The 23,663-nt window shown below is 64.7% G+C and carries 24 protein-coding genes; 20 read left to right on the forward strand and 4 right to left on the reverse strand.

From position 1 onward, the window contains the following. Positions 1–10 precede the first annotated feature (10 nt). The 20 genes from ACIPO9_RS11750 (at position 11) to ACIPO9_RS11845 (ending at position 18,661) form a co-directional block, all read left to right on the forward strand. A complete protein-coding gene (locus tag ACIPO9_RS11750) occupies positions 11–1,024 on the forward strand; it encodes an Ldh family oxidoreductase (protein ID WP_400781005.1) in 1,014 nt (337 codons plus the stop codon). A gap of 49 nt (positions 1,025–1,073) precedes the next feature. Further along, positions 1,074–2,000: a 4-hydroxyproline epimerase gene (locus ACIPO9_RS11755; RefSeq protein ID WP_400781008.1), complete on the forward strand. Its 927-nt coding sequence runs from the start codon at positions 1,074–1,076 to the stop codon at positions 1,998–2,000. Between the two features lie 82 nt (positions 2,001–2,082). Beyond that, entirely contained in the window at positions 2,083–3,030 is a 948-nt protein-coding gene (locus tag ACIPO9_RS11760; protein ID WP_400607245.1) for a dihydrodipicolinate synthase family protein, read from the forward strand. A gap of 106 nt (positions 3,031–3,136) precedes the next feature. Further along, positions 3,137–4,711, forward strand: a complete 1,575-nt coding sequence (locus ACIPO9_RS11765; protein WP_400781009.1) for an aldehyde dehydrogenase (NADP(+)) — start codon at positions 3,137–3,139, stop codon at positions 4,709–4,711. Between the two features lie 12 nt (positions 4,712–4,723). Next, entirely contained in the window at positions 4,724–6,004 is a 1,281-nt protein-coding gene (locus ACIPO9_RS11770; RefSeq protein ID WP_400781081.1) for an NAD(P)/FAD-dependent oxidoreductase, read from the forward strand. Between the two features lie 370 nt (positions 6,005–6,374). After that, the gene (locus tag ACIPO9_RS11775) at positions 6,375–6,539 is read left to right on the forward strand and encodes a hypothetical protein (protein WP_400781012.1); all 165 of its coding nucleotides are present in this window, start codon (positions 6,375–6,377) and stop codon (positions 6,537–6,539) included. Between the two features lie 419 nt (positions 6,540–6,958). Then, positions 6,959–7,786, forward strand: a complete 828-nt coding sequence (gene phnC / locus ACIPO9_RS11780; protein ID WP_274130760.1) for a phosphonate ABC transporter ATP-binding protein — start codon at positions 6,959–6,961, stop codon at positions 7,784–7,786. Between the two features lie 54 nt (positions 7,787–7,840). Next, positions 7,841–8,845, forward strand: coding sequence for a phosphonate ABC transporter substrate-binding protein (gene phnD / locus ACIPO9_RS11785; RefSeq protein WP_400607241.1), 1,005 nt, complete (start codon positions 7,841–7,843; stop codon positions 8,843–8,845). 64 nt (positions 8,846–8,909) lie between these two features. Beyond that, entirely contained in the window at positions 8,910–9,698 is a 789-nt protein-coding gene (gene phnE, locus ACIPO9_RS11790) for a phosphonate ABC transporter, permease protein PhnE (protein ID WP_400781015.1), read from the forward strand. Positions 9,699–9,737: 39 nt separating this feature from the next. Continuing rightward, positions 9,738–10,457 carry a phosphonate metabolism transcriptional regulator PhnF gene (gene phnF, locus ACIPO9_RS11795; protein ID WP_400781018.1) on the forward strand — a complete coding sequence of 240 codons (720 nt, stop codon included), beginning with the start codon at positions 9,738–9,740 and terminating at the stop codon, positions 10,455–10,457. 14 nt (positions 10,458–10,471) lie between these two features. Continuing rightward, the gene (gene phnG / locus ACIPO9_RS11800) at positions 10,472–10,939 is read left to right on the forward strand and encodes a phosphonate C-P lyase system protein PhnG (protein ID WP_400781021.1); all 468 of its coding nucleotides are present in this window, start codon (positions 10,472–10,474) and stop codon (positions 10,937–10,939) included. Further along, complete coding sequence (phnH, locus tag ACIPO9_RS11805; RefSeq protein WP_274130765.1) at positions 10,939–11,556, forward strand: phosphonate C-P lyase system protein PhnH; 618 nt, start codon at positions 10,939–10,941, stop codon at positions 11,554–11,556. Before phnG ends, phnH begins: the two co-directional genes overlap by 1 nt. Continuing rightward, positions 11,556–12,629: a carbon-phosphorus lyase complex subunit PhnI gene (locus tag ACIPO9_RS11810; protein ID WP_400781023.1), complete on the forward strand. Its 1,074-nt coding sequence runs from the start codon at positions 11,556–11,558 to the stop codon at positions 12,627–12,629. The genes phnH and ACIPO9_RS11810 overlap by 1 nt, the downstream gene beginning before the upstream one ends. Next, entirely contained in the window at positions 12,626–13,513 is an 888-nt protein-coding gene (locus ACIPO9_RS11815) for an alpha-D-ribose 1-methylphosphonate 5-phosphate C-P-lyase PhnJ (RefSeq protein ID WP_400607233.1), read from the forward strand. The genes ACIPO9_RS11810 and ACIPO9_RS11815 overlap by 4 nt, the downstream gene beginning before the upstream one ends. Then, a complete protein-coding gene (gene phnK, locus ACIPO9_RS11820; protein WP_400781026.1) occupies positions 13,510–14,325 on the forward strand; it encodes a phosphonate C-P lyase system protein PhnK in 816 nt (271 codons plus the stop codon). Before ACIPO9_RS11815 ends, phnK begins: the two co-directional genes overlap by 4 nt. A 22-nt stretch (positions 14,326–14,347) precedes the next feature. Continuing rightward, positions 14,348–15,079, forward strand: coding sequence for a phosphonate C-P lyase system protein PhnL (gene phnL / locus ACIPO9_RS11825; protein ID WP_400781028.1), 732 nt, complete (start codon positions 14,348–14,350; stop codon positions 15,077–15,079). Further along, complete coding sequence (locus ACIPO9_RS11830; protein ID WP_400781030.1) at positions 15,073–16,257, forward strand: alpha-D-ribose 1-methylphosphonate 5-triphosphate diphosphatase; 1,185 nt, start codon at positions 15,073–15,075, stop codon at positions 16,255–16,257. Before phnL ends, ACIPO9_RS11830 begins: the two co-directional genes overlap by 7 nt. Beyond that, entirely contained in the window at positions 16,257–16,835 is a 579-nt protein-coding gene (gene phnN / locus ACIPO9_RS11835; RefSeq protein ID WP_400781033.1) for a phosphonate metabolism protein/1,5-bisphosphokinase (PRPP-forming) PhnN, read from the forward strand. The genes ACIPO9_RS11830 and phnN overlap by 1 nt, the downstream gene beginning before the upstream one ends. Beyond that, the gene (phnP, locus tag ACIPO9_RS11840; RefSeq protein ID WP_400781036.1) at positions 16,826–17,575 is read left to right on the forward strand and encodes a phosphonate metabolism protein PhnP; all 750 of its coding nucleotides are present in this window, start codon (positions 16,826–16,828) and stop codon (positions 17,573–17,575) included. The genes phnN and phnP overlap by 10 nt, the downstream gene beginning before the upstream one ends. Before the next feature lie 264 nt (positions 17,576–17,839). Next, a complete protein-coding gene (locus tag ACIPO9_RS11845; protein WP_274130776.1) occupies positions 17,840–18,661 on the forward strand; it encodes an alpha/beta fold hydrolase in 822 nt (273 codons plus the stop codon). A gap of 141 nt (positions 18,662–18,802) precedes the next feature. On the opposite strand, the gene ACIPO9_RS11850 is transcribed toward ACIPO9_RS11845, so the two are convergent. Genes ACIPO9_RS11850 through ACIPO9_RS11865 form a run of 4 tightly spaced genes read right to left on the reverse strand, consistent with a single transcriptional unit; the run spans position 18,803 to position 23,623 of the window. Beyond that, a complete protein-coding gene (locus ACIPO9_RS11850) occupies positions 18,803–20,326 on the reverse strand; it encodes an efflux transporter outer membrane subunit (RefSeq protein ID WP_400781037.1) in 1,524 nt (507 codons plus the stop codon). Positions 20,327–20,333: 7 nt separating this feature from the next. Further along, positions 20,334–21,941 carry a DHA2 family efflux MFS transporter permease subunit gene (locus ACIPO9_RS11855; RefSeq protein ID WP_400781039.1) on the reverse strand — a complete coding sequence of 536 codons (1,608 nt, stop codon included), beginning with the start codon at positions 21,939–21,941 and terminating at the stop codon, positions 20,334–20,336. Continuing rightward, positions 21,938–23,074: an HlyD family secretion protein gene (locus ACIPO9_RS11860; RefSeq protein ID WP_400781041.1), complete on the reverse strand. Its 1,137-nt coding sequence runs from the start codon at positions 23,072–23,074 to the stop codon at positions 21,938–21,940. The genes ACIPO9_RS11855 and ACIPO9_RS11860 overlap by 4 nt, the downstream gene beginning before the upstream one ends. Positions 23,075–23,080: 6 nt before the next feature. Then, positions 23,081–23,623 carry a helix-turn-helix domain-containing protein gene (locus tag ACIPO9_RS11865; protein WP_274130784.1) on the reverse strand — a complete coding sequence of 181 codons (543 nt, stop codon included), beginning with the start codon at positions 23,621–23,623 and terminating at the stop codon, positions 23,081–23,083. Positions 23,624–23,663: the final 40 nt, after the last annotated feature.

Here is a 23,663-nt window from a genome sequence, read left to right on the forward strand (position 1 = left end):
AGAGCAGAGCTTGAGCGATACCGTCCATCTGAGTCTCGAACAGGTCCACGACCTGGCGATGCGCGCACTGATCCATAACGGCATGGGCGAAGACCACGCCCGGGCGATTGCCCAGGTCATCACCCAGGGCCAGCGTGACGAATGCCATTCCCATGGCTTGTACCGGGTGCTGGTGTGCGTGCGCTCGCTGCGTTCGGGCAAGGTATCGCCGGTGGCACAACCCACTGTGAGCCATCCGGCACCGTCGATCATCAACATCGATGCGCACCGGGCCTATTCGCTGCTCGCCCTGGAAACCGGCTTGCCGCTGCTGGTCGAGCAGGCCCGTGCCCTGGGTGTGGCCGCGCTGGTGATTCGCAACTGTTTTCACTTCTCGGCGCTGTGGCCGGAAGTCGAAGCCATCGCCGCCCACGGGCTGGTGGGCATGGCGATGACCCCGAGCCACGCCTGGGTTGCGCCCCACGGCGGCAGCAAGGGTGTGTTCGGCACTAACCCTCTGGCCTTTGCCTGGCCGCGTCCGGGGCAGGAGCCGTTCGTGTTCGACTTCGCCACCAGTGCGATTGCCCGTGGCGACATCGAGCTGCATGCCCGGCAGGACAAGCCGATCCCGCTGGGCTGGGGATTGGATGCCGAGGGCACGCCCACCACCGATGCCCAGGCGGCACTCGGGGGCGCGATGCAGACGTTTGGCGGCCACAAGGGTTCGGCGCTGGCGGCAATGATCGAATTGATGGCCGGGGCGCTGATCGGCGACATGACCAGCGCTCAATCCCTGACCTTCGACGGCGGTGCGGGCGCCACGCCGTGCCACGGCGAATTGTTGCTGGCGTTCGACCCCAAACGCTTCCTCGGCGACGACCTGGAGCAGGGCCTGCAAAGCGCCGAGCAATTGTTCGGCGCGATTACCCAACAGGGCGCGCGCCTGCCTTCGCAGCGACGTTTTGCGGCGCGCCAGCGCTCGGAGCGCGACGGGGTTTTCGTCGACAGCCAGTTGATACACGACATCGAACAATTGTTGGTCTGACCGACCGCCACACATTCCATTAAGGCTCAGCCTCAGAAAGGACGGGTTCATGAAAAAAGTACAGGTGATCGATTCCCACACCGGCGGTGAACCGACGCGGCTGGTGATGAAGGGCTTCCCGCAACTGTCCGGGAGCACCATGGCCGAGAAGCGCGACTCGCTGCGCAGCGAATATGATCAGTGGCGCCGCGCGTGCCTGCTCGAACCGCGGGGCAATGACGTACTGGTCGGCGCGCTGTACTGCGAGCCGGACTCGCCGGACGCCACCTGCGGGGTGATCTTCTTCAACAACACCGGCTACCTGGGCATGTGCGGGCACGGCACCATCGGCCTGGTCAATTCCCTGGCCTATCTGGGGCTGATCGGTCCGGGCGTGCACAAGATCGACACCCCGGTGGGCCAGGTCAGCGCCACGCTGCACGATGACGGCGCCGTGACCATCGGCAACGTGCCGTCCTGGCGCTATCGCCAGCAGGTGGCAGTGGAAGTGCCGGGCCACGGTCGCGTGCTGGGCGACATCGCCTACGGCGGCAACTGGTTCTTCCTGGTCTCGGACCACGGCAAGACCCTGGACATGAGCAACGTCGAGCACCTGACCGAATACACCTGGACCATGCTCAAGGCCCTGGAAGAGCAGGGCATCACCGGCGAAGGCGGTGCGCTGATCGACCACATCGAACTGTTCGCCGACGACGCCCAGGCCGACAGCCGCAACTTCGTGATGTGTCCCGGCAAGGCCTATGACCGCTCGCCATGCGGCACCGGTACCAGCGCCAAACTCGCGTGCCTGGCCGCCGACGGCAAGCTAGAAGCCGGCAAGACCTGGGTACAGGCCAGCATCACCGGCAGCCAGTTTCAGGGCCGCTTCGAATGCGAAGGCGAGCGCATCCGGCCTTTCATTCGCGGCCAGGCCTTCATGACCGCCGACAGCACGCTGCTGATCGACGAGCAGGACGCTTTCGCGTGGGGCATCTGAGCCCTGCGCCCGATGCCGCCTGGGCGGCGCAACACACCCTATTGATCTGAACGCACTATTTAAACGAACAAGGAGCAACCCCATGAGCGACAACATCTTCACCGGCTGCATGCCCGCCCTGATGACCCCGTGCACCGCCGACCGCAAGCCGGACTTCGATGCGCTGGTCAAGAAAGGCCGCGAACTGATCGATATCGGTATGAGCGCCGTGGTGTATTGCGGTTCCATGGGTGACTGGCCCCTGCTGACCGAATCCGAGCGCCAGGAAGGCGTGGCGCGCCTGGTGGCCGCTGGCATTCCAACCGTGGTCGGCACCGGTGCCGTGAACACCCGTGAGGCGGTGTCCCATGCAGCCCATGCCGCCAAGGTCGGCGCCGCCGGCCTGATGGTCATTCCGCGCGTGCTGTCCCGTGGTGCTTCGCTGACCGCGCAGAAGTCGCACTTCTCGGACATCCTCAAGGCTGCGCCGAACCTGCCGGCGGTGATCTACAACAGCCCTTACTACGGTTTTGCCACCCGCGCCGACCTGTTCTTCGAACTGCGCCGCGAGCACAAGAACCTGATCGGCTTCAAAGAGTTCGGCGGTGCTGCCGACATGCGTTATGCGGCGGAAAACATCACCTCCCAGGATGACGAAGTGATCCTGATGGTCGGCGTCGACACCCAAGTGGTGCATGGCTTCGTCAACTGCGGCGCCACCGGTGCGATCACCGGTATCGGCAACGCGCTGCCACGCGAAGTGCTGACCCTGGTTGCCCTGAGCAAGAAAGCCGCGGCGGGTGACGCCAAGGCCCGCCGTCAGGCGCGCGAGCTGGAGGCCGCCCTGGGCGTGCTGTCGTCCTTCGACGAAGGCTGCGATCTGGTGCTGTTCTACAAGCACCTGATGGTGCTCAACGGCGACAAGGAATACACCTTGCACTTCAACGAATCGGACAAGCTCAGCGAAGCCCAGCGCGGTTACGCCGAAGCGCAGTACACCTTGTTCCGCAACTGGTACGCCAACTGGTCGGCCGAGCAGAACCTGGCCTGATAGCCGCTGTGCAGGCGGCGCCCCGGCGGGCGTCGCCTTTTGTTCTGGTTCCCGTGGTGCGTCCATCGAGCGCCACTGCATCTTCTCTTTTTTTCAAGGACATCCCATGACCCTCACAGGCAACATGCTGGTCGGCCAGCACGCCGTTTCCGGCACCGGCGAAGCGATCCGCGCCATCGATCCAGCCACCGGCCAGGACCTCGAACCCGCTTATCCGGGCGCCACTGCCGAACACGTGGCGCAAGCCTGTGCACTGGCATGGGCAGCGTTTGATACTTTCCGCGAGACATCCCTTGCATCCCGCGCCGAGTTTCTGGAAACCATCGCCAGCGAGATCGAGGCCCTGGGCGACGAACTGGTGGATCGCGCGACGCTGGAAACCGGCCTGCCACGCGCCCGTATCCAGGGTGAACGCGGCCGCACCTGCCACCAGTTGCGTACTTTCGCCCGGACTGTGCGGGCCGGTGAGTGGCTGGACGTGCGGGTCGACACTGCCATGCCGGAGCGTCAGCCGCTGCCACGCGCCGATTTGCGTCAGCGTCAGGTGCCGCTGGGGCCGGTGGCCGTGTTCGGTGCCAGCAACTTCCCGTTGGCGTTTTCCGTGGCCGGTGGCGACACCGCGTCTGCGCTGGCTGCCGGTTGCCCGGTGGTGGTCAAGGCCCACAGCGCTCATCCCGGCACCAGCGAGCTGGTAGGGCGGGCGGTGGCGAAGGCGGTCAAACACTGCAACCTGCCCGAGGGCGTGTTCTCCCTGTTATACGGCTCGGGGCGCGAAGTGGGTACCGCGCTGGTCACCGATCCACGCATCAAGGCGGTGGGCTTCACTGGCTCGCGCAGTGGTGGCATCGCCTTGTGCCAGGCGGCGCAGAATCGTCCCGAGCCCATTCCGGTGTACGCGGAAATGAGTTCGATCAATCCGGTGTTCCTGTTTCCGGCGGCCTTGCAGGCACGCGCCGAGGCGCTGGCGCAAGGCTTCGTGGCTTCCTTGAACCAGGGGGCAGGGCAGTTCTGCACCAATCCGGGTCTGGTGATTGCGCGCCAGGGGCCGGACCTTGAGCGGTTCATCGCCGCAGCGGCGGCCCAGGTGCAGAACAGCCCGGCGCAGACCATGCTCACCCCTGGCATCTTCAGTGCCTATGAGGCCGGTGTCGGGGCGTTGGCTGAACAGGTCAGCCATCCGGCCACCGCCGGGCTTGCGGCGCAGGGTCCGAACCAGTGCCAGACCCATCTGTTCGTCACCCACGCTCGGGACTTTCTCGCCAACCACGCCTTGCAGGCGGAGATTTTCGGCGCAGCTTCGTTGGTGGTGCAGTGCGAGAGCGACGAGCAGGTGCGTGAAGTGGCCGAGCACCTGGAAGGCCAGTTGACCACCACGCTGCACCTGCATGATGAGGACGTGCAGGCGGCCCGCGCCTTGTTGCCGACCCTTGAGCGCAAGGCCGGGCGCCTGCTGGTCAACGGCTGGCCGACCGGTGTCGAAGTGTGCGACGCCATGGTTCATGGCGGGCCGTTCCCGGCCACCTCCGATGCGCGCTCGACGTCTGTCGGTACGGCGGCGATCCTGCGGTTCCTGCGTCCGGTGTGCTACCAGGATTTCCCCGACAGCCTGCTGCCCGATGCCTTGCAGTTTGCCAACCCGCTGCAGTTGCGGCGTTTGCTCGACGGCCAGAGAGAGGGCTGAGAAGTCATGTCGATGCCCAATACCCGCGACACCGCTCAACCCGATCACATCGCCGATATCGCCGTGGTGGGAGCGGGCATCGTCGGCGTCGCCTGTGCGCTGCTGCTGGCCCGCCAGGGCAAGCACGTGATGGTTCTGGACCATCAGGAACCCGGTCGCGGTGCGTCCTACGGCAACGCCGGACACCTGGCGACCGAGCAGGTCTTTCCCATCGCAGACGCCTCGATTCTCAAGCGTCTGCCGGCGATGCTGCTGGACCCCATGGGGCCGTTGCGCCTGGACTGGAAATACATGCCGCGCGCCGTGCCGTGGTTCACCCGGTTGTTGCTTAACCTTCGGCCCGAGCCGTTCCGCCGTACCGTGGCGGGCATCCGCGCGTTGAACGAAGGCAGCCTGGCGGCCTGGCACAGGTTGCTGGGGCCCATTGGCCGGGAACAATTGATGAAGGAGGACGGCTCGCTGCTGGTGTTCGAACGCAACGAATCCCGTCAGGCTCTGGATCAGCTTCAGGCACGCATGGCAGAGCAGGGCGTGCCGGTAGAGTTCTGGAGTGGCAGCGCCATTCAGCAGGCCGCGCCGCAACTGAGCGAGAGCATTCAGGGCGGGCTGTTCTTTCCCGCCACCGGACATTTCATCGACCCTTATCTGTTGGTCACCGAGCTGGTGCAAGCGGCCAGGGAAAGCGGCGTGCAGTTTCTCAAACGCAAGGTTTCAGGGGGGCGGGTACAGGCCAGCGGTGTGTCGCTGGACACCGATCAGGGCAAGGTCAATGCCCGTCAGGTGTTGATCGCCTGTGGCGCTCATTCGGCCGAGTTGACCCAGGTGCTGACGGGCCAGAAAGTGCCGCTGGACACCGAGCGTGGTTACCACCTGATGCTGCCCCACGAGCACAATCGCCTGCCGTTCGCCGTCACCTCCCTTGAACGAAAGTTCATCATGACGCCCATGGCCGAAGGCTTGCGACTGGCCGGTACGGTGGAGTTCGCAGGGCTTGAAAGCCCACCGAACATGCAACGGGCCTGGCAGTTGCAGCGCCTGAGCCAGGGGCTGTTCAAGCAGGATCTGGACGCCAGCGATGCCACGCCGTGGATGGGCTTTCGCCCCTCGTTGCCCGATTCGCTGCCGGTGATCGACAGCGCCTGCGACGGCAAGGTGCTGCTCGCGTTCGGCCACCAACACCTGGGCCTGACCCAGGCAGCGATCACCGCCGAGATGGTGCTCGAGTGGGTGCCCGGTTGCAGCGTGCAGCCGGGGTTGCCGGCACCGGAGGCGTATCGGCTGGGGCGCTTCTGACATCGCTCGATGCGCTGCTACGGGGCGCGCGGTGTTTGCGCCAGGCTTGCCCCCGGTAGGAGCGCGCTTGCCCGCGACGGCGGCGTGTCAATGGGCGCATTGGTCAATGAATGACTGCAATCGCGGGCAAGCGCGCTCCTACAAGATTGAGGTCACGCATCACCGTAGCAGTCCGGCTTGCCGGCGTCGGCGCCCGCAAATTCGCCATGGCCGGCAAGCCAGACTGCTACGGGGGGGGGCGCGGTGTTTGCGCCAGGCTTGCCCCCTGTAGGAGCGCGCTTGCCCGCGACGGCGGCGTGTCAATCGGCGCAGCGGTCAATGAATGACTGCAATCGCGGGCAAGCGCGCTCCTACAAGATTGAGGTCACGCATGACCGTAGCAGTCCGGCTTGCCGGCGTCGGCGTCCGTAAGATCGCCATCGCCGGCAAGCCGGACTGCTACGGGGTGCGTGGTGTTTGCGCCAGGCTTGCCCCCTGTAGGAGCGCGCTTGCCCGCGACGGCGGCGTGTCAATCGGCGCATTGGTCAATGAATGACTGCAATCGCGGGCACGCGCGCTCCTACGAGATGGAGGTCATCCGTCACCGTAGCAGCACCGGATCCAACCAGACGTTTTGATCTTGCCGTTGCTTTGATCAAATCGCACCTCTTTCACCTGTCACAAAAAAATATTCATTTCTTCTCATGTCCCTCTGGCGCCCACGCGCAGGCAAGGCCGCTTGCACTTGTCTATACCGCACGTCCTCTAGATCAACGCCTGTGGCAAAGATGTCGACAACATCGGCGAAATGGCGACTATCAAAACGCCATCTCAATATGACAGTCCAGTCATTTCCGGTTCATCGAAACGCCACAGAGCACCACTAATGTCAGTCGCACCCAACGGCCCGGGACGGTCGTGCGGTTGAACATTCACCTGGCAGGAAGCCAGCACCCCAAGACAAGAGAAGCCCCCATGAACGCAGCTATCCATGTCGACCGCTTGAACAAGACATTTGCTCGCAAGACCGCTCTGGTTGACCTTGCATTGTCTATACAACCCGGGGAAATGGTGGCGCTGATCGGCGCTTCCGGGTCGGGCAAATCCACCCTGTTGCGACACCTGGCCGGGCTGGCCTGCTGCGATCGCAGCAACGGCGGCAGCGTGCGCGTACTGGGCCGCGAAGTGCAGGCCTCGGGCCGACTCAACGGCAAGGTACGCCGCCTGCGTGCCGACATCGGCTATATCTTCCAGCAATTCAACCTGGTCAACCGCCTGAGCGTGCTGGACAACGTCCTGCTCGGTTGCCTGGGCCGCATGCCGCGCTGGCGTGGCAGCCTGGGCCTGTTCAATGCCGAGGAGAAGGACCGGGCCCTGTCCAACCTGGCGCGAGTGGGGCTGGCAGACTTCGCCCATCAACGCGCCTCCACGCTATCTGGCGGCCAGCAGCAACGGGTAGCCATCGCCCGTGCGCTGACCCAGCAAGCCGAGGTCATTCTGGCCGATGAACCCATCGCCTCGCTGGACCCCGAGTCTGCGCGCAAGGTCATGGAAATCCTCGCCGACATCAACCGCCAGGACGGCAAGACCGTGGTCGTGACCCTGCATCAGGTGGATTACGCCGTGCGTTATTGCCCCCGTGCCGTAGCCCTCAAAGGCGGGCGCATCCATTTCGACGGCAACGGCGCCGACCTCAGCGGCCAGTTCCTCAACGATCTCTACGGCGCCGATGCCGACACCACCCTGATGTTCGCTGATCAGGGCCGCAGCAAGGGCCGCCCGCCAAAGCTGGCACTGGCCTGACGGCTTCAGGTTTTCCCAGACATTACACCCCAACCCCCGTTCCAGGAGCTCTCCATGTTGAACCGTTTCGGTCGCGTGTTCGCGTCTGCCGCTGTGCTCGCCGGTTGCCTGATGGGCACCGCGCAGGCCGCTGACAGCGCCATCAACTTCGGCATCATGTCCACCGAGTCCTCGCAAAACCTGAAAAGCGTGTGGCAACCGTTCCTCGACGACATGTCGAAAAAGACCGGCCTCAAAGTCAACGCCACCTTCGCTTCCGACTATGCCGGGCTGATCCAGGGCATGCGCTTCAACAAGGTCGACGTGGCCTGGCTGGGCAACAAGGCGGCCATGGAAGCGGTGGACCGCTCGGGCGGCGAAATCTTCGCCCAGACCGCCGCCGCCAACGGTGCGCCGGGTTACTGGAGCCTGATCATTGCGCGCAAGGACAGCCCGATCAACAACATCGACGACATGTTCAAGCACGCCAAGGAGCTGACCTTCGGCAACGGTGACCCGAACTCAACCTCGGGCTATCTGGTACCGGGCTATTACGTGTTCGCCAAGAACAACGTCGATGCCGCTACCGCCTTCAAGCGCACGCTCAACTCCAGCCACGAAGTCAACGCCCTGAGCGTCGCCAAGGGCCAACTGGACGTCGCCACCTTCAACACCGAGAGCATGGATCGCCTGGAAGTCACCCAGCCGGAAAGCGCTGCCAAGCTCAAGGTGATCTGGAAGTCCCCGATCATCCCGGCTGACCCGATGGTCTGGCGCAAGGGCATGGACGATGCGACCAAGAACAAGATCCGCGACTTCTTCGCCAACTACGGTGACACCGACGAAGAAAAGGCCGTGCTCAAGAACATGCAGATGGGCAAGTTTCTCAAGTCTTCGGACGACCAGTTGCTGACCATCCGCCAGCTTGAGCTGTTCAAGCAGAAGTCCGAAACCACCGCCAGCACCACCCTGAGCGCTGACGAGAAGGCGGCCAAGCTCAAGGAAATCGACGCAGGCCTGAACAAGCTGCAAGACCGTATCTCCGAGCTGGACAAACAGAAGACCGCCAACGCGGGCTGACCGGTCGGCGCGGCGGCCAGCCCGTCGCGCCTGCCTCAAACGCAATCGATACCGGAACCCTGTCATGAGCACTCACGCTGTATACGCTGACGCCGTTGGCAAGCGCACCTGGCCGCAGTACCTGGGCTGGGGGATTTTCCTCGCGGTGATGGCCTGGGCCTGGCGCGGCGCGGAGATGAACCCGCTGGCGCTGTACCGCGACGCGGGCAACATGGCGACCTTCGCCGCCGATTTCTTTCCGCCTGATTTCCACGAATGGCGCGCCTACCTCCAGGAGATGATCGTCACCGTGCACATCGCCCTGTGGGGCACGCTGCTGGCGATCATCTGTTCGGTGCCGCTGGGCGTTCTGTGCGCTGAAAACATCACCCCCTGGTGGGTCCACCAGCCGCTGCGCCGGGTCATGGATGCCTTCCGCTCCATCAACGAAATGGTCTTCGCCATGCTGTTCGTGGTGGCCGTGGGCCTGGGTCCGTTCGCCGGTGTCCTGGCGTTGTGGATCAGCACCACCGGCGTGCTCGCCAAGCTGTTCGCCGAAGCCGTCGAGGCCATCGATCCGGGCCCCGTGGAAGGTGTACGTGCCACCGGCGCCAGTGCGTTGCAGGAAGTGATCTTCGGGGTCATTCCGCAAGTCATGCCGCTGTGGATTTCCTACGCCCTGTACCGCTTCGAATCCAACGTGCGCTCGGCAACGGTGGTGGGCATGGTCGGCGCGGGCGGCATCGGCGTGATCCTCTGGGAAAACATCCGCGCCTTTCAATTCACCCAGACCTGCTCGGTGCTGCTGGTGATCATCGTGGTGGTGAGCATCATCGACATCTTCTCCCAGCGCCTGCGCAAGCAGTTCATCTAACGATTTCGACAGGAGAGGGTGCGAGCCCTTTTTTTAGCCATGCAGTTGTCTAGACAAGATGAGTCCCTGAATCGGGAACCCATGTACCGCGAATTGGCCGACACCCTGCGCCGCGAACTGACCGGCTACAGCGCTGGCGAGTTCCTGCCCGCCGAAACCCAACTGGCCACGCGCTTCGACGTCAACCGCCACACGGTGCGCCGCGCCATCGACGAACTGGTGCGCGAAGGCTGCCTGTTGCGCCGCCAGGGCAAGGGCACCCAGGTGCTGGGCCGCCCGCTGGTGTACCCGGTGGCTGCCGAGAGTGCCTACAGCCAGTCGTTGTCGGCGCTGGGCCACGGTGTCGAGGCGGTGTTGTTGCAGCGCCGCCAGTGCGTGGCCACCCGCGAAGAGGCCGAGCACCTGGGCCTCGAAGAACACGCGCCGCTGATCGAATTGCAGACCCTGCGCCGCCTCGACGGCCAGCCGGTGAGCCTGATCCGCCATCGCTACTGCGCCAGTCGCACTGCGCTGGTGGCCGATTACAAGAGCGGTTCGGTGCGCCAGTTTCTCGCCTCCCGCGATTTGCCGCTGACCCGCACCTTCAGCCTGATCGGCGCACGCCTGCCCAGCCGTGAAGAGGCCAGCGTGCTGCTGATGCCACGTCACCTGCCGGCGCTGACCGTGCTCACCCTTTCCCGCGATGCGGACGGACGTCCGGTGGAGATTGCCCATTCCACCAGCCGCTCCGACCGCTTCCAGTATCAGATCGTCACCTGATGGAGATGCCTTCGATGACTGCCACAACCGCTTCCACACCCGACGCCGCGCAAAGCGTTCGCCAGCACTGGTTCGGCGTGCTATCGCGCACCCACCGGGCAGATCTTGCGCCCCATGAAAACGCCCTGCGCGACGTCGAGTACAGGATGATCCGCGCCCCGGAAATCGGCATGACCCTGGTCCGAGGCCGCATGGGCGGCAGCGGCGCACCGTTCAACTCCGGTGAAATGACCGTGACCCGCTGCGTGGTGCGCCTGGCTGACGGGCGCACCGGCTACAGCTACCTGGCCGGGCGCGACAAGGCCCACGCCGAACTCGCAGCGCTGGCCGACGCGCACTTGCAAGGCCCGCAACAGAGCCACTGGATACGTGAACTGATCGAACCGCTGGCCCAGGCACAAGCCGTGCGCCGCGCCCGACAACAAGCCGAAACCGCAGCGACCAAAGTGGACTTCTTCACCCTGGTCCGAGGAGAGAACTGATGGACGCAGTTACCGCAAGTGCAACCCTGTTGCAGCCTGCTTTCGCCGACCCGGTGCTGGATTCCCAGCGCAGCTTCCGCGCCGCTCTCAAGGCGCTGGCAGGCCCCGGCGTAGCCCAGAGCCTGTTGTCGGCGCAGACCCCGCCGCATCTGGAAGGCCTGGCATCGGCCAGCCACGCCCTGTGCCTGGCGCTGCTCGACATCGACACACCGCTGTGGCTTGCGCCCCGGTTCGACACCCAGGCCATCCGCGCCAACCTGACCTTTCATTGCGGCTGCCCGATTGTCAGCGACCGGCAGAACGCCCGTTTCGCCTTGCTCGACGACAGCCAGTTGCACGACCTGAGCGGCTTCGACCTGGGCAACGATCGCTACCCCGATCAGTCCTGCACGCTGCTGGTTCAACTGCCGAGCCTGCAAGGCGGGCGCCAGCTTGCGTGGAAGGGGCCGGGGATCGAAAGCAAGAACCACGTCAGCCTGCCGCTGCAAGAGGCGTTCTGGGAAGAGCGTGAATCGCGCAACGACTTTCCCCGTGGCATCGATGTGTTCTTCCTGGCCGGTAGCGAACTGATGGGGCTGCCGCGCAGCACCCAGGTTCTGTTCAAGGGAGGTGTTTGATGTACGTTGCTGTAAAAGGTGGCGAACAGGCCATCGACAACGCTCACAAGCTGCTGGCGAAAAGGCGCCGGGGCGATACTTCGATAGCCGAGCTTGGCGTCGCGCAGATCCAGGAGCAACTGCCCCTGGCCGTGGCCCGGGTCATGACCGAAGGCTCGCTGTACGACGAACAACTCGCGGCGCTGGCGATCAAGCAGGCGGCGGGCGATCTGGTGGAGGCGATCTTCCTGCTGCGCGCGTATCGCACCACGCTGCCGCGCTTCAATGCCAGCCTGCCCATCGACACCTCGACCATGCAGCTCGACCGTCGCTTGTCGGCGACCTTCAAGGATGTACCGGGCGGCCAGTTGCTGGGCCCGACCTTCGACTACACCCACCGGCTGCTGGACTTCAGCTTGCTGGCCGAAGGCGAATTCCCCGGGCCGCAAACCCGCAGCGATGCGACGGTCCAGGCCTGCCCGAGGGTGTCTGGCCTGCTGGGCAAGGAAGGCCTGATAAAAGAGGAGATCGACACCGGTGCACCGGTGGCCGACATCACCCGTGAGCCGCTGGAGTACCCGGCCAGCCGCGCCGAACGCTTGCAGGCACTGGCCCGAGGCGATGAGGGTTTCCTGTTGGCGCTGGGGTATTCGACCCAACGCGGCTATGGCCGCAACCACCCGTTCGCAGGCGAAATCCGCGTCGGTGAAGTCGAGGTCTGGATCGAGCCCGAAGAGCTGGGTTTCCCGATCAGCATCGGCGCCATCGAAGTCACCGAATGCGAGATGGTCAACCAGTTTGTCGGCTCTGCCACGGAGCTGCCGCAATTCACCCGCGGCTATGGCCTGGCCTTCGGACACGCCGAGCGCAAGGCCATGGGCATGGCGCTGGTGGACCGGTCGCTGCGCGCCGGCGAATACGCCGAAGAAATCATCTCGCCTGCCCAGCAGGAAGAATTCGTCCTGGCCCACTGCGACAACGTCGAGGCCTCGGGCTTCGTGTCGCACCTGAAACTGCCGCACTACGTCGACTTCCAGGCCGAACTGGAACTGATCCGCAAACTGCGCAAGCCTTGCAAGGAGTCGGCTCAATGAATGCCGCGACCGAACCTCGACAGCAGCCTCGCGCGCCGCGCGATGAGGCGTACAACTTCGCGTATCTGGACGAACAGACCAAGCGCATGATCCGCCGTGGCCTGCTCAAGGCCGTGGCGATTCCCGGTTATCAGGTGCCGTTTGGCGGCCGCGAGATGCCGTTGCCCTATGGCTGGGGCACCGGCGGCATGCAGCTGACCGCTGCGATCCTCGGCGCCGAGGACGTGCTCAAGGTCATCGACCAGGGCGCCGACGACACCACCAACGCGGTGTCGATCCGCCGCTTCTTCGGCCGCACCGCCGGGGTCGCGACCACCGAGCGTACGCCTGAGGCGACCATCATCCAGACCCGCCACCGGATCCCGGAAACGCCGCTGCACGAAGGTCAGATCATGGTCTATCAGGTGCCGATTCCTGAGCCGCTGCGCTTCATCGAACCTTCGGAAACCGAAACCCGTACCATGCACGCGCTCAATGATTATGGCGTCATGCACGTCAAGCTGTACGAGGACATCGCGACTTTCGGCCATATCGCCACGGCCTATGCGTACCCGGTGACCGTTGACGAGCGCTACGTGATGGACCCCTCGCCAATCCCCAAATTCGACAACCCGAAACTGGACATGAGCCCGGCCCTGATGCTGTTCGGCGCCGGTCGCGAAAAACGCCTGTACGCCGTGCCGCCCTACACCCGGGTCACCAGCCTGGACTTCGAAGACCACCCCTTCGAAGTGCAGAAGTGGGAGCACAGTTGCGCCATCTGCGGCAGCCGCGAGTCGTTCCTCGATGAGCTGATCCTGGACGATCAGGGCACCCAGAGCTTCGTCTGTTCGGACACCGACTACTGCGCGCAACGGGTCAACGAGGGGAGGGCTGCGCAATGAATGCCGTGCACAGGATTCAGGATCAGGTGGCTGCCGACCGCACCCAGCCGCTGCTCAAGGTCAATGGCCTGACCAAGCTGTACGGCGCGGAAAAGGGCTGCCAGGACGTGAGTTTCGAGCTGTACCCCGGCGAAGTGCTGGGCATCGTCGGCGAGTCCGGTTCCGGTAAATCGACCCTGTTGTCGCTGCTCAGCGGTCGTTGCCCGCCGGACAGCGGCGTCATCGATTATCGCGGCAAGGATGGTCACTGGCTCGACCTGTACAGCGCCAGCGAAGCCGAGCGCCGCACCCTGTTGCGCACCGAGTGGGGCTTCGTCGAGCAGAACCCCCGCGACGGCCTGCGCATGGCGGTGTCGGCCGGGGCCAACATCGGCGAACGGCTGATGGCCCAGGGCGTGCGCAACTATCAGCAACTGCGGGCAGCGGGCCTCGACTGGCTGAGCCAGGTGGAGATCGACCGGGCGCGCATCGACGACTTGCCGCGCACCTTCTCCGGCGGCATGCAGCAGCGTCTGCAGATCGCCCGCAACCTGGTGTCCGGCCCGCGCCTGGTGTTCATGGACGAGCCCACCGGTGGCCTGGATGTCTCGGTGCAGGCGCGCCTGCTGGACCTGATGCGTGGCCTGGTGCGCGAGCTGGATCTGGCGGTGGTGATCGTCACCCACGATCTGGCCGTGGCGCGGCTGCTGGCCGACCGGCTGATGGTGATGCGCCGCTCGCGGGTGGTGGAAAGCGGGCTGACCGATCAGATCCTTGACGATCCGCAGCATCCCTATTCGCAGTTGCTGGTGTCTTCGGTGCTGCAACCTTGATCGGACTTTTGGAGTGGCTTTGATGAACACGCTGATCGAGGTCCAGGACCTCTCGAAAACCTTCACCCTGCACCAGCAGAACGGGGTGGTGCTCAATGTGCTGCGCGGCCTGAATTTCTCGGTACGCGGCGGCGAATGCCTGGTGCTGCACGGCCATTCCGGCGCAGGCAAGAGCACCCTGCTGCGCACCCTCTACGGCAACTACCTGCCGGCGGGCGGGAGCATTCGGCTGCAGCATCGGGGGCAATGGCTGGAAATGGTCGGCGCGGTCCCTCGCGATGTCCTGGCGGTTCGGCAACAGACCCTGGGCTACGTCAGCCAGTTTCTGCGGGTGATTCCCCGGGTCGCGACTCTGGATGTGGTGATGGAACCCGCCCTGGCTCGTGGCTGGAGCCGTGAACAAGCCAAGGCCCGCGCCGAGGAATTGCTCAGCCGCCTGAACATTCCCAAGCGGCTGTGGCAACTGGCGCCGGGTACCTTTTCCGGCGGCGAGCAGCAGCGCGTCAATATTGCCCGCGGCTTCATGGTGCCGTGGCCGGTAATGCTGCTCGACGAACCGACCGCGTCGCTGGACGACGTCAATCGCCAGGTGGTGCTGGAACTGATCAACGAAGCCAAGGCCGGCGGTGCCGCGCTGATCGGCATTTTCCATGACCGCCTGGCACGGGAGGCGGTGTCCGACCGCCTGCTGGACATGACCCCGCAAGAATCGCCCGACAAGCACCTGACCGCCAAGGAGTTGCTGCAATGCTGAACGAACAGATTCTGACCAACGCCAGGGTCGTCACTGCCGATCAGGTGTTCACCGGCACCGTGGTGCTGCGCGATGGCCTGATCCAGGACGTGCAGACCGGAGTCAGCTACCTGCCACAGGCACAGAACCTGGACGGCGACTATCTGCTGCCGGGCCTGGTCGAGCTGCACACCGACAACCTGGAAAAACACCTCAGCCCGCGCCCGGGTGTGGACTGGCCCTCTGCGTCGGCGGTGATGAGCCACGACGCGCAGATCATCGCGGCCGGCATCACCACGGTGTTCGACGCGCTGTCCATCGGTGATGTCAACCCCAAGGGCAAGCGCATGCAGCAATTGCCCGGCATGGTCGATGCCATTGCCCGAGCCAACGCCGCCGACATGACCCGCGCCGAGCACCGCCTGCACCTGCGCTGTGAAGTCTGCCACCCCGACACCCTGAGCGTGTTCCGCGATCTGGTGGAGCAGCCGCTGGTGCAGCTTGTGTCGGTGATGGACCATTCGCCGGGCCAGCGTCAGTTCGCCCTGGAATCCAAGTACCGCGAGTACTACATGGGCAAGTACCACCTGAGCACCGAGCAGATGGACGAATTCATCGTCGAGCAGGTCGCCAACTCGAAGATCTACAGTGACCGTTACCGCAAGGCCATCGTCGACATCTGTCTGGCGCGCGGCCTGTCGGTGGCCAGCCATGACGACGCGACCGTGGCCCACGTCGAGGAATCGGCGGGCTACGGCATGACCATCGCCGAGTTCCCGACCACCCTGGAAGCGGCGCAGGCCTGCCGGCGTCTGCACATGAGCGTGCTGATGGGCGCACCGAACATCGTTCGCGGCGGCTCGCACTCGGGCAACATCGCGGCGGCGACCCTGGCGCAAGAAGGGCTACTGGATATCCTCTCCAGCGATTATTATCCGGCCAGCCTCCTGCAAGCGGCGTTCACCCTGGGCGACCAGCTGGAACAAAAGCGCGGACAACTGGGCGATAATGGTCAGGTAGCGGGCGCGGGCCTGGCAAAGGCGGTGACCACGGTCAGTCTGGCGCCGGCACGTTCGGCGGGGCTGAACGATCGCGGCGAGATCCGCGTCGGCCTGCGCGCCGATCTGATCCACGCCCGCGCCGTGGGCACATTGCCGGTGATCCAGCAGGTCTGGCGACAAGCGAAGAGGGTTTTTTGATGACAGGCAGGTTGATCTATCTCATCGGACCGTCCGGTTCGGGCAAGGACAGCCTGCTGGACGCCGCGCGCGAACCGATGGCCGCACGCGGCTGCCGGATCGTGCGCCGGGTCATCACCCGATCTGCCGAAGCGCGCGGCGAGGCGGCGCAGGCGGTAAGCGTCGAGGAATTCCGGCAGATGCAGGCGCAGGGCGCCTTTGCCCTGAACTGGTTCGCCAACGGCCTGCACTACGGCATTCCGGCAGAGATCGACCAGTGGCTGGCCGACGGGCATGACGTGCTGGTCAACGGTTCTCGCGGGCATCTCGAACAGGCTCGGGCGCGCTATCCGGACCTTCTGGTGGTGCTGTTGAGCGTCGATCAGGCGGTGCTGCGTCGGCGTCTGCTGGCGCGCAATCGTGAAACCTCCGGGGAGATCGAAGCACGTCTGGCGCGCAACGCGCAGTTTGCCGATGAACTGCTGGCGGCGGCACCGACCGGCGGTTCGCCAATCCTGTTGCTCGACAACTCGGGCGCCCTTGAGCAGACCGTCGCCAAGCTGTTGCAGCACATCGACCGGGAGCACGCATGCGCCTGACCCTGCTCGGTACGGGGGATGCGCGGCAGGTGCCAGTCTACGGTTGCCAGTGTCAGGCGTGCTCGGCGGCCCACGCGGATGCTCGCCTGCGCCGCCTGCCGTGTTCGGCGCTGGTCGAGATGGGCGATCAGCGCTGGTTGATCGACAGCGGCCTGCCGGACCTGTGCGAGCGTTTCCCGCCGCGCAGTTTCAGCGGCATTCTGCAGACCCACTACCACGCCGATCACGCCCAGGGCCTGCTGCACCTGCGCTGGGGGCAGGGGCTGGTGATTCCTGTGCATGGCCCGGCGGACCCCGAGGGCCTGTCGGACCTCTACAAACACCCCGGCATCCTGGATTTCAGCCAGCCGTTCGCGGCATTCGAAACCCGCCTGTTCGGTGGCTTGCAGGTCACCGCGCTGCCGCTGGTGCACTCCAAGCCGACGCTTGGGTATTTGCTGGAGGGCGAGGGCAGGCGCATCGCCTATCTGACCGACACCGTCGGGCTGCCGGATACCACCGAGGCGTTGCTGCGCGAGCAGGCGCTGGACGTGCTGGTGCTGGACTGCTCCATGCCGCCACAACCCCAGACGCCGCGCAACCACAATGACCTGAACCTGGCGTTGCAGATCATCGATGCGCTTGAACCTGCAAAGGCGGTGCTGACCCATGTGGGCCACACCCTGGATGCGTGGCTGATCGAGCATGCCGATGAACTGCCGGGGCATGTGATCGTGGCACGGGACGGCATGATGCTCTGAAACCGGTAGGAGCGCGCTTGCCCGCGATAGCGTCGCGTCAATCGCCACATGCGGTGCAGATCCGCCGCCGTCGCGGGCAAGCGCTCCTACGAAATGCGTCATGTCTGTGACGAATGATTCGCCCGACACACCGCCCCCGCCGGCAAGCCGTGCTGCTACGGGGATGTGGAGGGCTTTTTTGAAACCAGCACATATCGACAATGCACATCCGCGATCCGCAGCTACGCTGAATCTTCCCTGCACATCGCTCGAGGATTGCGTCACATGTCTATTCTGACCCTCAAAGACGGCACCGAATTCTTCTACAAGGACTGGGGCAGCGGTCAGCCCATCGTGTTTTCCCACGGCTGGCCGCTCGATGGCGATGCGTGGGATGCGCAGATGCTGTTTCTTGGCCAGAAAGGCTACCGGGTGATCGCCCATGACCGCCGCGGCCATGGCCGTTCAGGCCAGACCTGGGACGGCAACGACATGGACACCTACGCTGACGACCTGGCGCAACTGTTCGAAGCGTTGGACCTCAAGGACGCGATCATGATCGGCCACTCCACCGGCGGTGGCGAGGTGGCGCGTTACATCGGTCGCCACGGCACCTCCCGGGTGGCCAAGGCAGTGCTGATCGGCGCCGTTCCTCCGTTGATGCTGAAAACCGCCGCCAACCCCGAAGGCTTGCCGCTGGAAGTATTCGACGGCATCCGAGCAGGTTTCAGCGCGGACCGTTCGCAGTTCTTCAAGGACCTGGCCGTGCCGTTCTTCGGCTTCAACCGCGACGGCGCAAAAACCTCCCAGGGCGCCATCGACTCGTTCTGGTCCATCGGCATGCTGGGCAGCATCAAGGGCGAGTACGACTGCATCAAGGCGTTCTCGGAAACCGACTTCACTGAAGATTTGAAAAAGATCGACGTGCCGACCCTGATCCTGCATGGCGACGACGACCAGATCGTGCCGTTGGTGGCTTCAGGCGAGAAGAGCCACAAGCTGGTGAAGGGCTCGACCCTGCATTTGGTCAAGGGCGGATCCCATGGCATGTGCACGGTGCAGGCCGATGAAATCAACGAAATCTTGTTGGGGTTCATCAAGGGCTGATGCGAACGCTCGACCCGTAGCAGCCCGGCCGGGCGGCTACGGTGGGGATTGTGTAGGAGCGCGCTTGCCCGCGACCGCGGTGGGTCTGTGCCCATTAATTGACAGACCCGACGCTTTCGCGGGCAAGCGCGCTCCTACAGCTCAGCGGCGGCTGATCGCCGGGGTCTGTGGCCAACCGCCGCCGAGGGCTCGGAAGGTCGACACCGCAGCCCGGGCATCATTGGCGTGCAATTGCGCCAGTTGATCTCGCGACACCAGCAACTGCCGATCCTCATCCAGCACTTCCACCAGGCTCACCGCACCGCCTTTGTAGGCATCCTGCGCCGCATCCCGTGCAACCTGGTGAGCAGCGACTTCCTGGTCCACTTCACTGCGCTGCTGTTCAAGCTGCACCAGCGTGACAATCGCGTTCTCGACGTCCTCGGTGGCTTTCAACATTACCTGTCGGTACTCGGCCAGGGCTTCGGCGTTGGCGCCCTTGGCCTGGGCGACCTCGGCATCGACCCGGCCAAAATCGAACAGACGCCAGTGCAGGCCGAGAATCGCCTGGGGCTGGAACGCGGCTGAACTGAACAACTGCCCGCTGTGGGCGGTATCGAAACCAAGCAAGCCAGACAGCGAAACCTTCGGGTAGTACTCGGAGATCGCCGCGCCGATCCGCGCGTTGGAAGCCGCCAGTTTGCGTTCGGCAGCGATCACATCGGGGCGCCGCCGCAGCAGGTCGGCGGGGCCTTCGGAATCACTGATGGTCGGCACGCTGTACCGCTGCGAACTGCTCACCAACTCTTTGGCCCAGGTGCCTGGTTGTGCGCCCATCAGCACGTCCAGCCGGTTCAGTTGCGTCGCGAGTTCCGTGCGCAGCGGCGGAATCGTCGCCCGGGCCTGCAACACCAGCGCCTGAGCCTGGGCCTGTTCGCGGTTGGTCGCCAGGCCGCTGCCCATGCGGTCGTTTATCAGGTTCAGCAGGTTGTTCTGGGTCTTGACCTGGTCTCCGGCCACGGCCAGACGTTGCTGCGCGCCACGAATCCGGAAGTAGGCATCGGCAGCTTCCGAGGCCACGGAAATCCGCACGCCGACATGGCTGGCCTCGGCCGCCTGGGCTTCATCGACTGCTGCTTCCTCACCGCGCTTCAGGCCGCCGGCAAGGTCGGCTTCCCAACTGGCGCCGACGCCAATGGTTTCCAGGGTCTGGTTGCGGTCGTAGCCGGGGAAGGCGCTGCCGATCTGACCCTGGGAGCTTTCGGTGGACTGACGCTGGCGCACGGCCTTGGCATCCAGCGCGCCCTGGGGCAGGCGAATGGCGCCGGCCTGTTGCGCCACGGCGCGAGCCTGTTCGACTCGGGCGAAGGACTTGGCCAGGTCCAGATTCTGCTCCAGTACGCGCTGGATGATCCGGGTCAGCTCGGGGTCGTTGAATCCGGTCCACCAGGTGTCCAGCGCGGGGGCCGGAGTTTCGCCGACGCGCTGCTGCAACAGGGGCTGGTTCTGGTACGAGGCCGTCAGGGTGTTTTCCGGCTGCTGGTAGTCAGGCCCGACGGTACAGCCGGCCAGGGCGATAACCAGTGCGCTGAGGGCGAAAAGGCCGGTGCGTTTGAAACGAGACGCCAGGGTGTTCATGGGGCTGCCCTCGAAACGTGAAGCGTGAAATGGGGAGTGAGTGTTCATGGCAATCTCAATGGGCGTCTGCAGACGGTGCAGCCGGTGGCGCGACCTTGCGCATCAGCGGGACCATGGCCACGGCGACGATGAAACAGACCATGATCGCCAGGAACGCATCGGAGTAGGTCTGGGTCTGGGCTTCGCGGTAGGTCAGCAGCCACAACTGATGCAGCGCCGAGCTGCCAGCGTCGGCGGCGTTCTGGCCCAGGGCCGCGAAGTTGCCGGTGGCGGTTGCCAGCCAGTTGTTCATGGCCTCGTTGCTGTAGTTCAGATGCTCGGCCAGGTGGGTGAAGTGCAGGTTGGTGCGGTCGTTGAGGATCGTGGCACAGGCCGCGATGCCGATGGCGCCGCCCAGGTTGCGCATCAGGTTGAACAGCCCCGACGCCTGTTTCAGGCGCGAGGGGTGCAGCCCGCCGAGGGTCAGGGTCACGGTGGGCGGCACTGCCATCTGCTGGGCAAACCCGCGAATCGCCTGGGGCAGCAGCAGTTCATGGCCGCCCCAGTCGTGGGTGATCGGCGAGAAGTCCCACATCGACAGGGCGAACAGCGACAGGCCGAACATCATGATCCAGCGCAAATCGACGCGGTTGGCCAGAAAACCGTAGACCGGGATCGCCAGCAACTGGAACACCCCGGTGGAGAAAATCGCCTCGCCAATGTCCAGCGCGCTGTAGCCGCGCACCCGGCCCAGAAACAACGGGGTGAGGTAAATCGTGGCGAACAGGCCGATGCCGGTGACGAAGGAGAAGAAACAGCCCAGGGCGAAGTTGCGGTCCTTGAGGGCGCGCAGGTCCACCACCGGGTTCTGTACGCTCAGGGTCCGGCCTATGAACGCCAGGCCCGCCAGGCCGGAAATCCAGGCGGTGGTGAGGATGGTCTGGTCGCTGAACCAGTTCCAGCGCGGGCCTTCTTCGAGGGTGTATTCCAGGCAGCCCAGGAACAGCGCCAGAAACACCATGCTGATGTAGTCGGCGCCCTTGAGCAGCTTGAGGTCCATGGAGTCGATGTTGACCAGCATCGGCACGGCGATGGCGACGAAAATCCCCGGCACCAGGTTGATGTAGAACAACCAGTGCCAGGACGACACGTCGGTGATCCAGCCACCGATCACCGGGCCGAGCGTCGGAGCCAGCGAGGCGATGGCGCCGATGGTGGACGCGGCGATGACCCGCTGCTTGCCGCCAAAGAACATGAACGCCGAGGTGAACACCATCGGGATCATCGAGCCGCCCAGAAAACCCTGCAGCGCCCGAAAGGCGATCATGCTCTGGATGTTCCAGGCCAGGCCGCAGAGCAGGCTGGCGATGGTGAAACCCACCGCCGAAGCGCAGAACAGCCAGCGGGTGGAGAACACCCGGGCCAGCCAGCCGGACAGCGGGATCACCACGATTTCGGCGATCAGGTAGCTGGTCTGCACCCAGGCGGTTTCATCGGAGCCGGCGGAAAGTCCACCGCCGATGTCACGCAGCGAAGCGGAAACGATCTGGATGTCCAGCAAGGCGATGAACATTCCCAGGCACATGCTGGCGAACGCCAGGACCTTGGCCGACGTCGCCATGCTGGCGGCGTCCACCGGCCCCTTCGGTTTGCGCGCGGGTGCGGCGACGGTGGCGGCGCTCATGGCGCGGTCTTCCCGTCAGTGGCGCTGGCGACCTGGGTACCGGTGGCATCGGCCTTGGTGTTGACTTCGGCGATCACCGAAAGGCCGGGGCGCAGCTTGCCGAGGTTGCCGTCTTCGCCGTCCAGGTAGACCCTCACCGGCACCCGCTGGACGATCTTGGTGAAATTGCCGGTAGCGTTTTCCGGTGGCAATACGCTGAACTGCGAACCGGTGGCCGGTGCCAGGCTGTCCAGATGACCGTGGAACACCTGGCCTGGCAGCACGTCGGCTTCGATGGTCACAGCCTGGCCTGGGTGCATGTGGGCGAGCTGGTCTTCCTTGAAGTTGGCGTCCACCCACAGGCCCTTGGCCGGCACCACGGAGATCAATTGAGTACCTGCGGCAGCAAAGGCCCCGACCCGCGCACGGCGGTTGCCGATCACGCCGTCCACCGGAGCCCGCAGTTCGGTGTAGCCCACGTTGAGCCGGGCCAGGTCACGTTCGGCGCGGGCCTGTTCGAGGGCGGCGCGGGCTTGCAGTTTCTGGGTCGAGATCACGTCCAGCTGGCGTTGCGAGGCGAGCATCGAGGCCTGGGCCTTGGCGCCGTTTGCCTGGGCAGTCTTGTAGGTGGCGTCGGCGCGCTGGAAGCTTTCCACCGACACTGCCGAGCGGGCCGACAGCGTCTGGTAGCGCACCTGATCGTCACGGGAACGCACGGTTTCGGCGTTGGCGGCGTCGATCCCGGCCTTGGCCTGGCTGACCACCGCGTGTTGAAGTTGCTCGGTCGCGTCGAGGTTGGCCAGCAGGGCTTCCTGCGCCGCTACCGCGCCTTCGGCCTTGTTCAGGTTTGCGCGGTAATCGCGGTCGTCGATCTTCACCAGCAGGTCACCGGCGTGGACGAACTGGTTGTCCTGCACCTTGAGTTCGGTGATGTAGCCGGCAACCTTGGGCCCGATGACGGTCACGTCGCCACCGACATAGGCATCGTCGGTGGACTCCATGAAGCGCCCGACCGTCCACCAGTGGCTGCCGAACCAGACCCCGCCGATCACGGCGGCGGCACCCAGGGACAGCAGGATCAGGCGTTTGCCCCGAGCGGGCTTTGGCGATGGGACGGCGGTGGCCGGCTCGGTGATGGTGTGTGGCTGGTTCATGGAGGATTACCTGTCGAGCGAAAGGGGTTGGGTGGGTTTGAGGGTCTGGCGGTAGGCCTCGCGACGGGCGCGACCGGTTTCGATGCGCCAGGCAGACAGGCTGCTGGCGGGGCCCAGATAACGCAGGTTGTGGTCAAGCAGGCTGATGCGTTTGCCGGTGTTGGCGTCGGCCAGCACCATGTCCACAGGCTCGCCGTTGCGGTCATCGAACAGCTCGACCTTGGTGCCGTTGGGCGCGAAGTGCTTGTTGCCCCACTTCATCAGCGTCAGCACCACCGGACGGAAATCACGGCCGCGCTCGGTGAGCAGGTAGTCGTAGCGGGGCGGTTTGTCACTGTAGGCGCGGCGCTCGACCAGCCCGGACTCGATCAGCGCAGTGAGGCGCCGGGTCAGGGTGCTGGAGGCGATGCCCAGGCTTTTCTCGAATTCGTCGAAGCGGCTCAGCCCGTAGGACAGATCGCGCAGGATCAGGATGTTCCACCAGTCACCCACATGCTCAAGGCTCAGGGCGATGGGACAGGGCATGTCGGCGAAGCTTTTCTTTTTCATGGCCATGATCTCCAGCGCATGAGGCTGCTGTGAAATGATG

This window comes from Pseudomonas sp. NPDC090203, from assembly GCF_044746765.1.
Taxonomy (GTDB): domain Bacteria; phylum Pseudomonadota; class Gammaproteobacteria; order Pseudomonadales; family Pseudomonadaceae; genus Aquipseudomonas; species Aquipseudomonas putida_AD.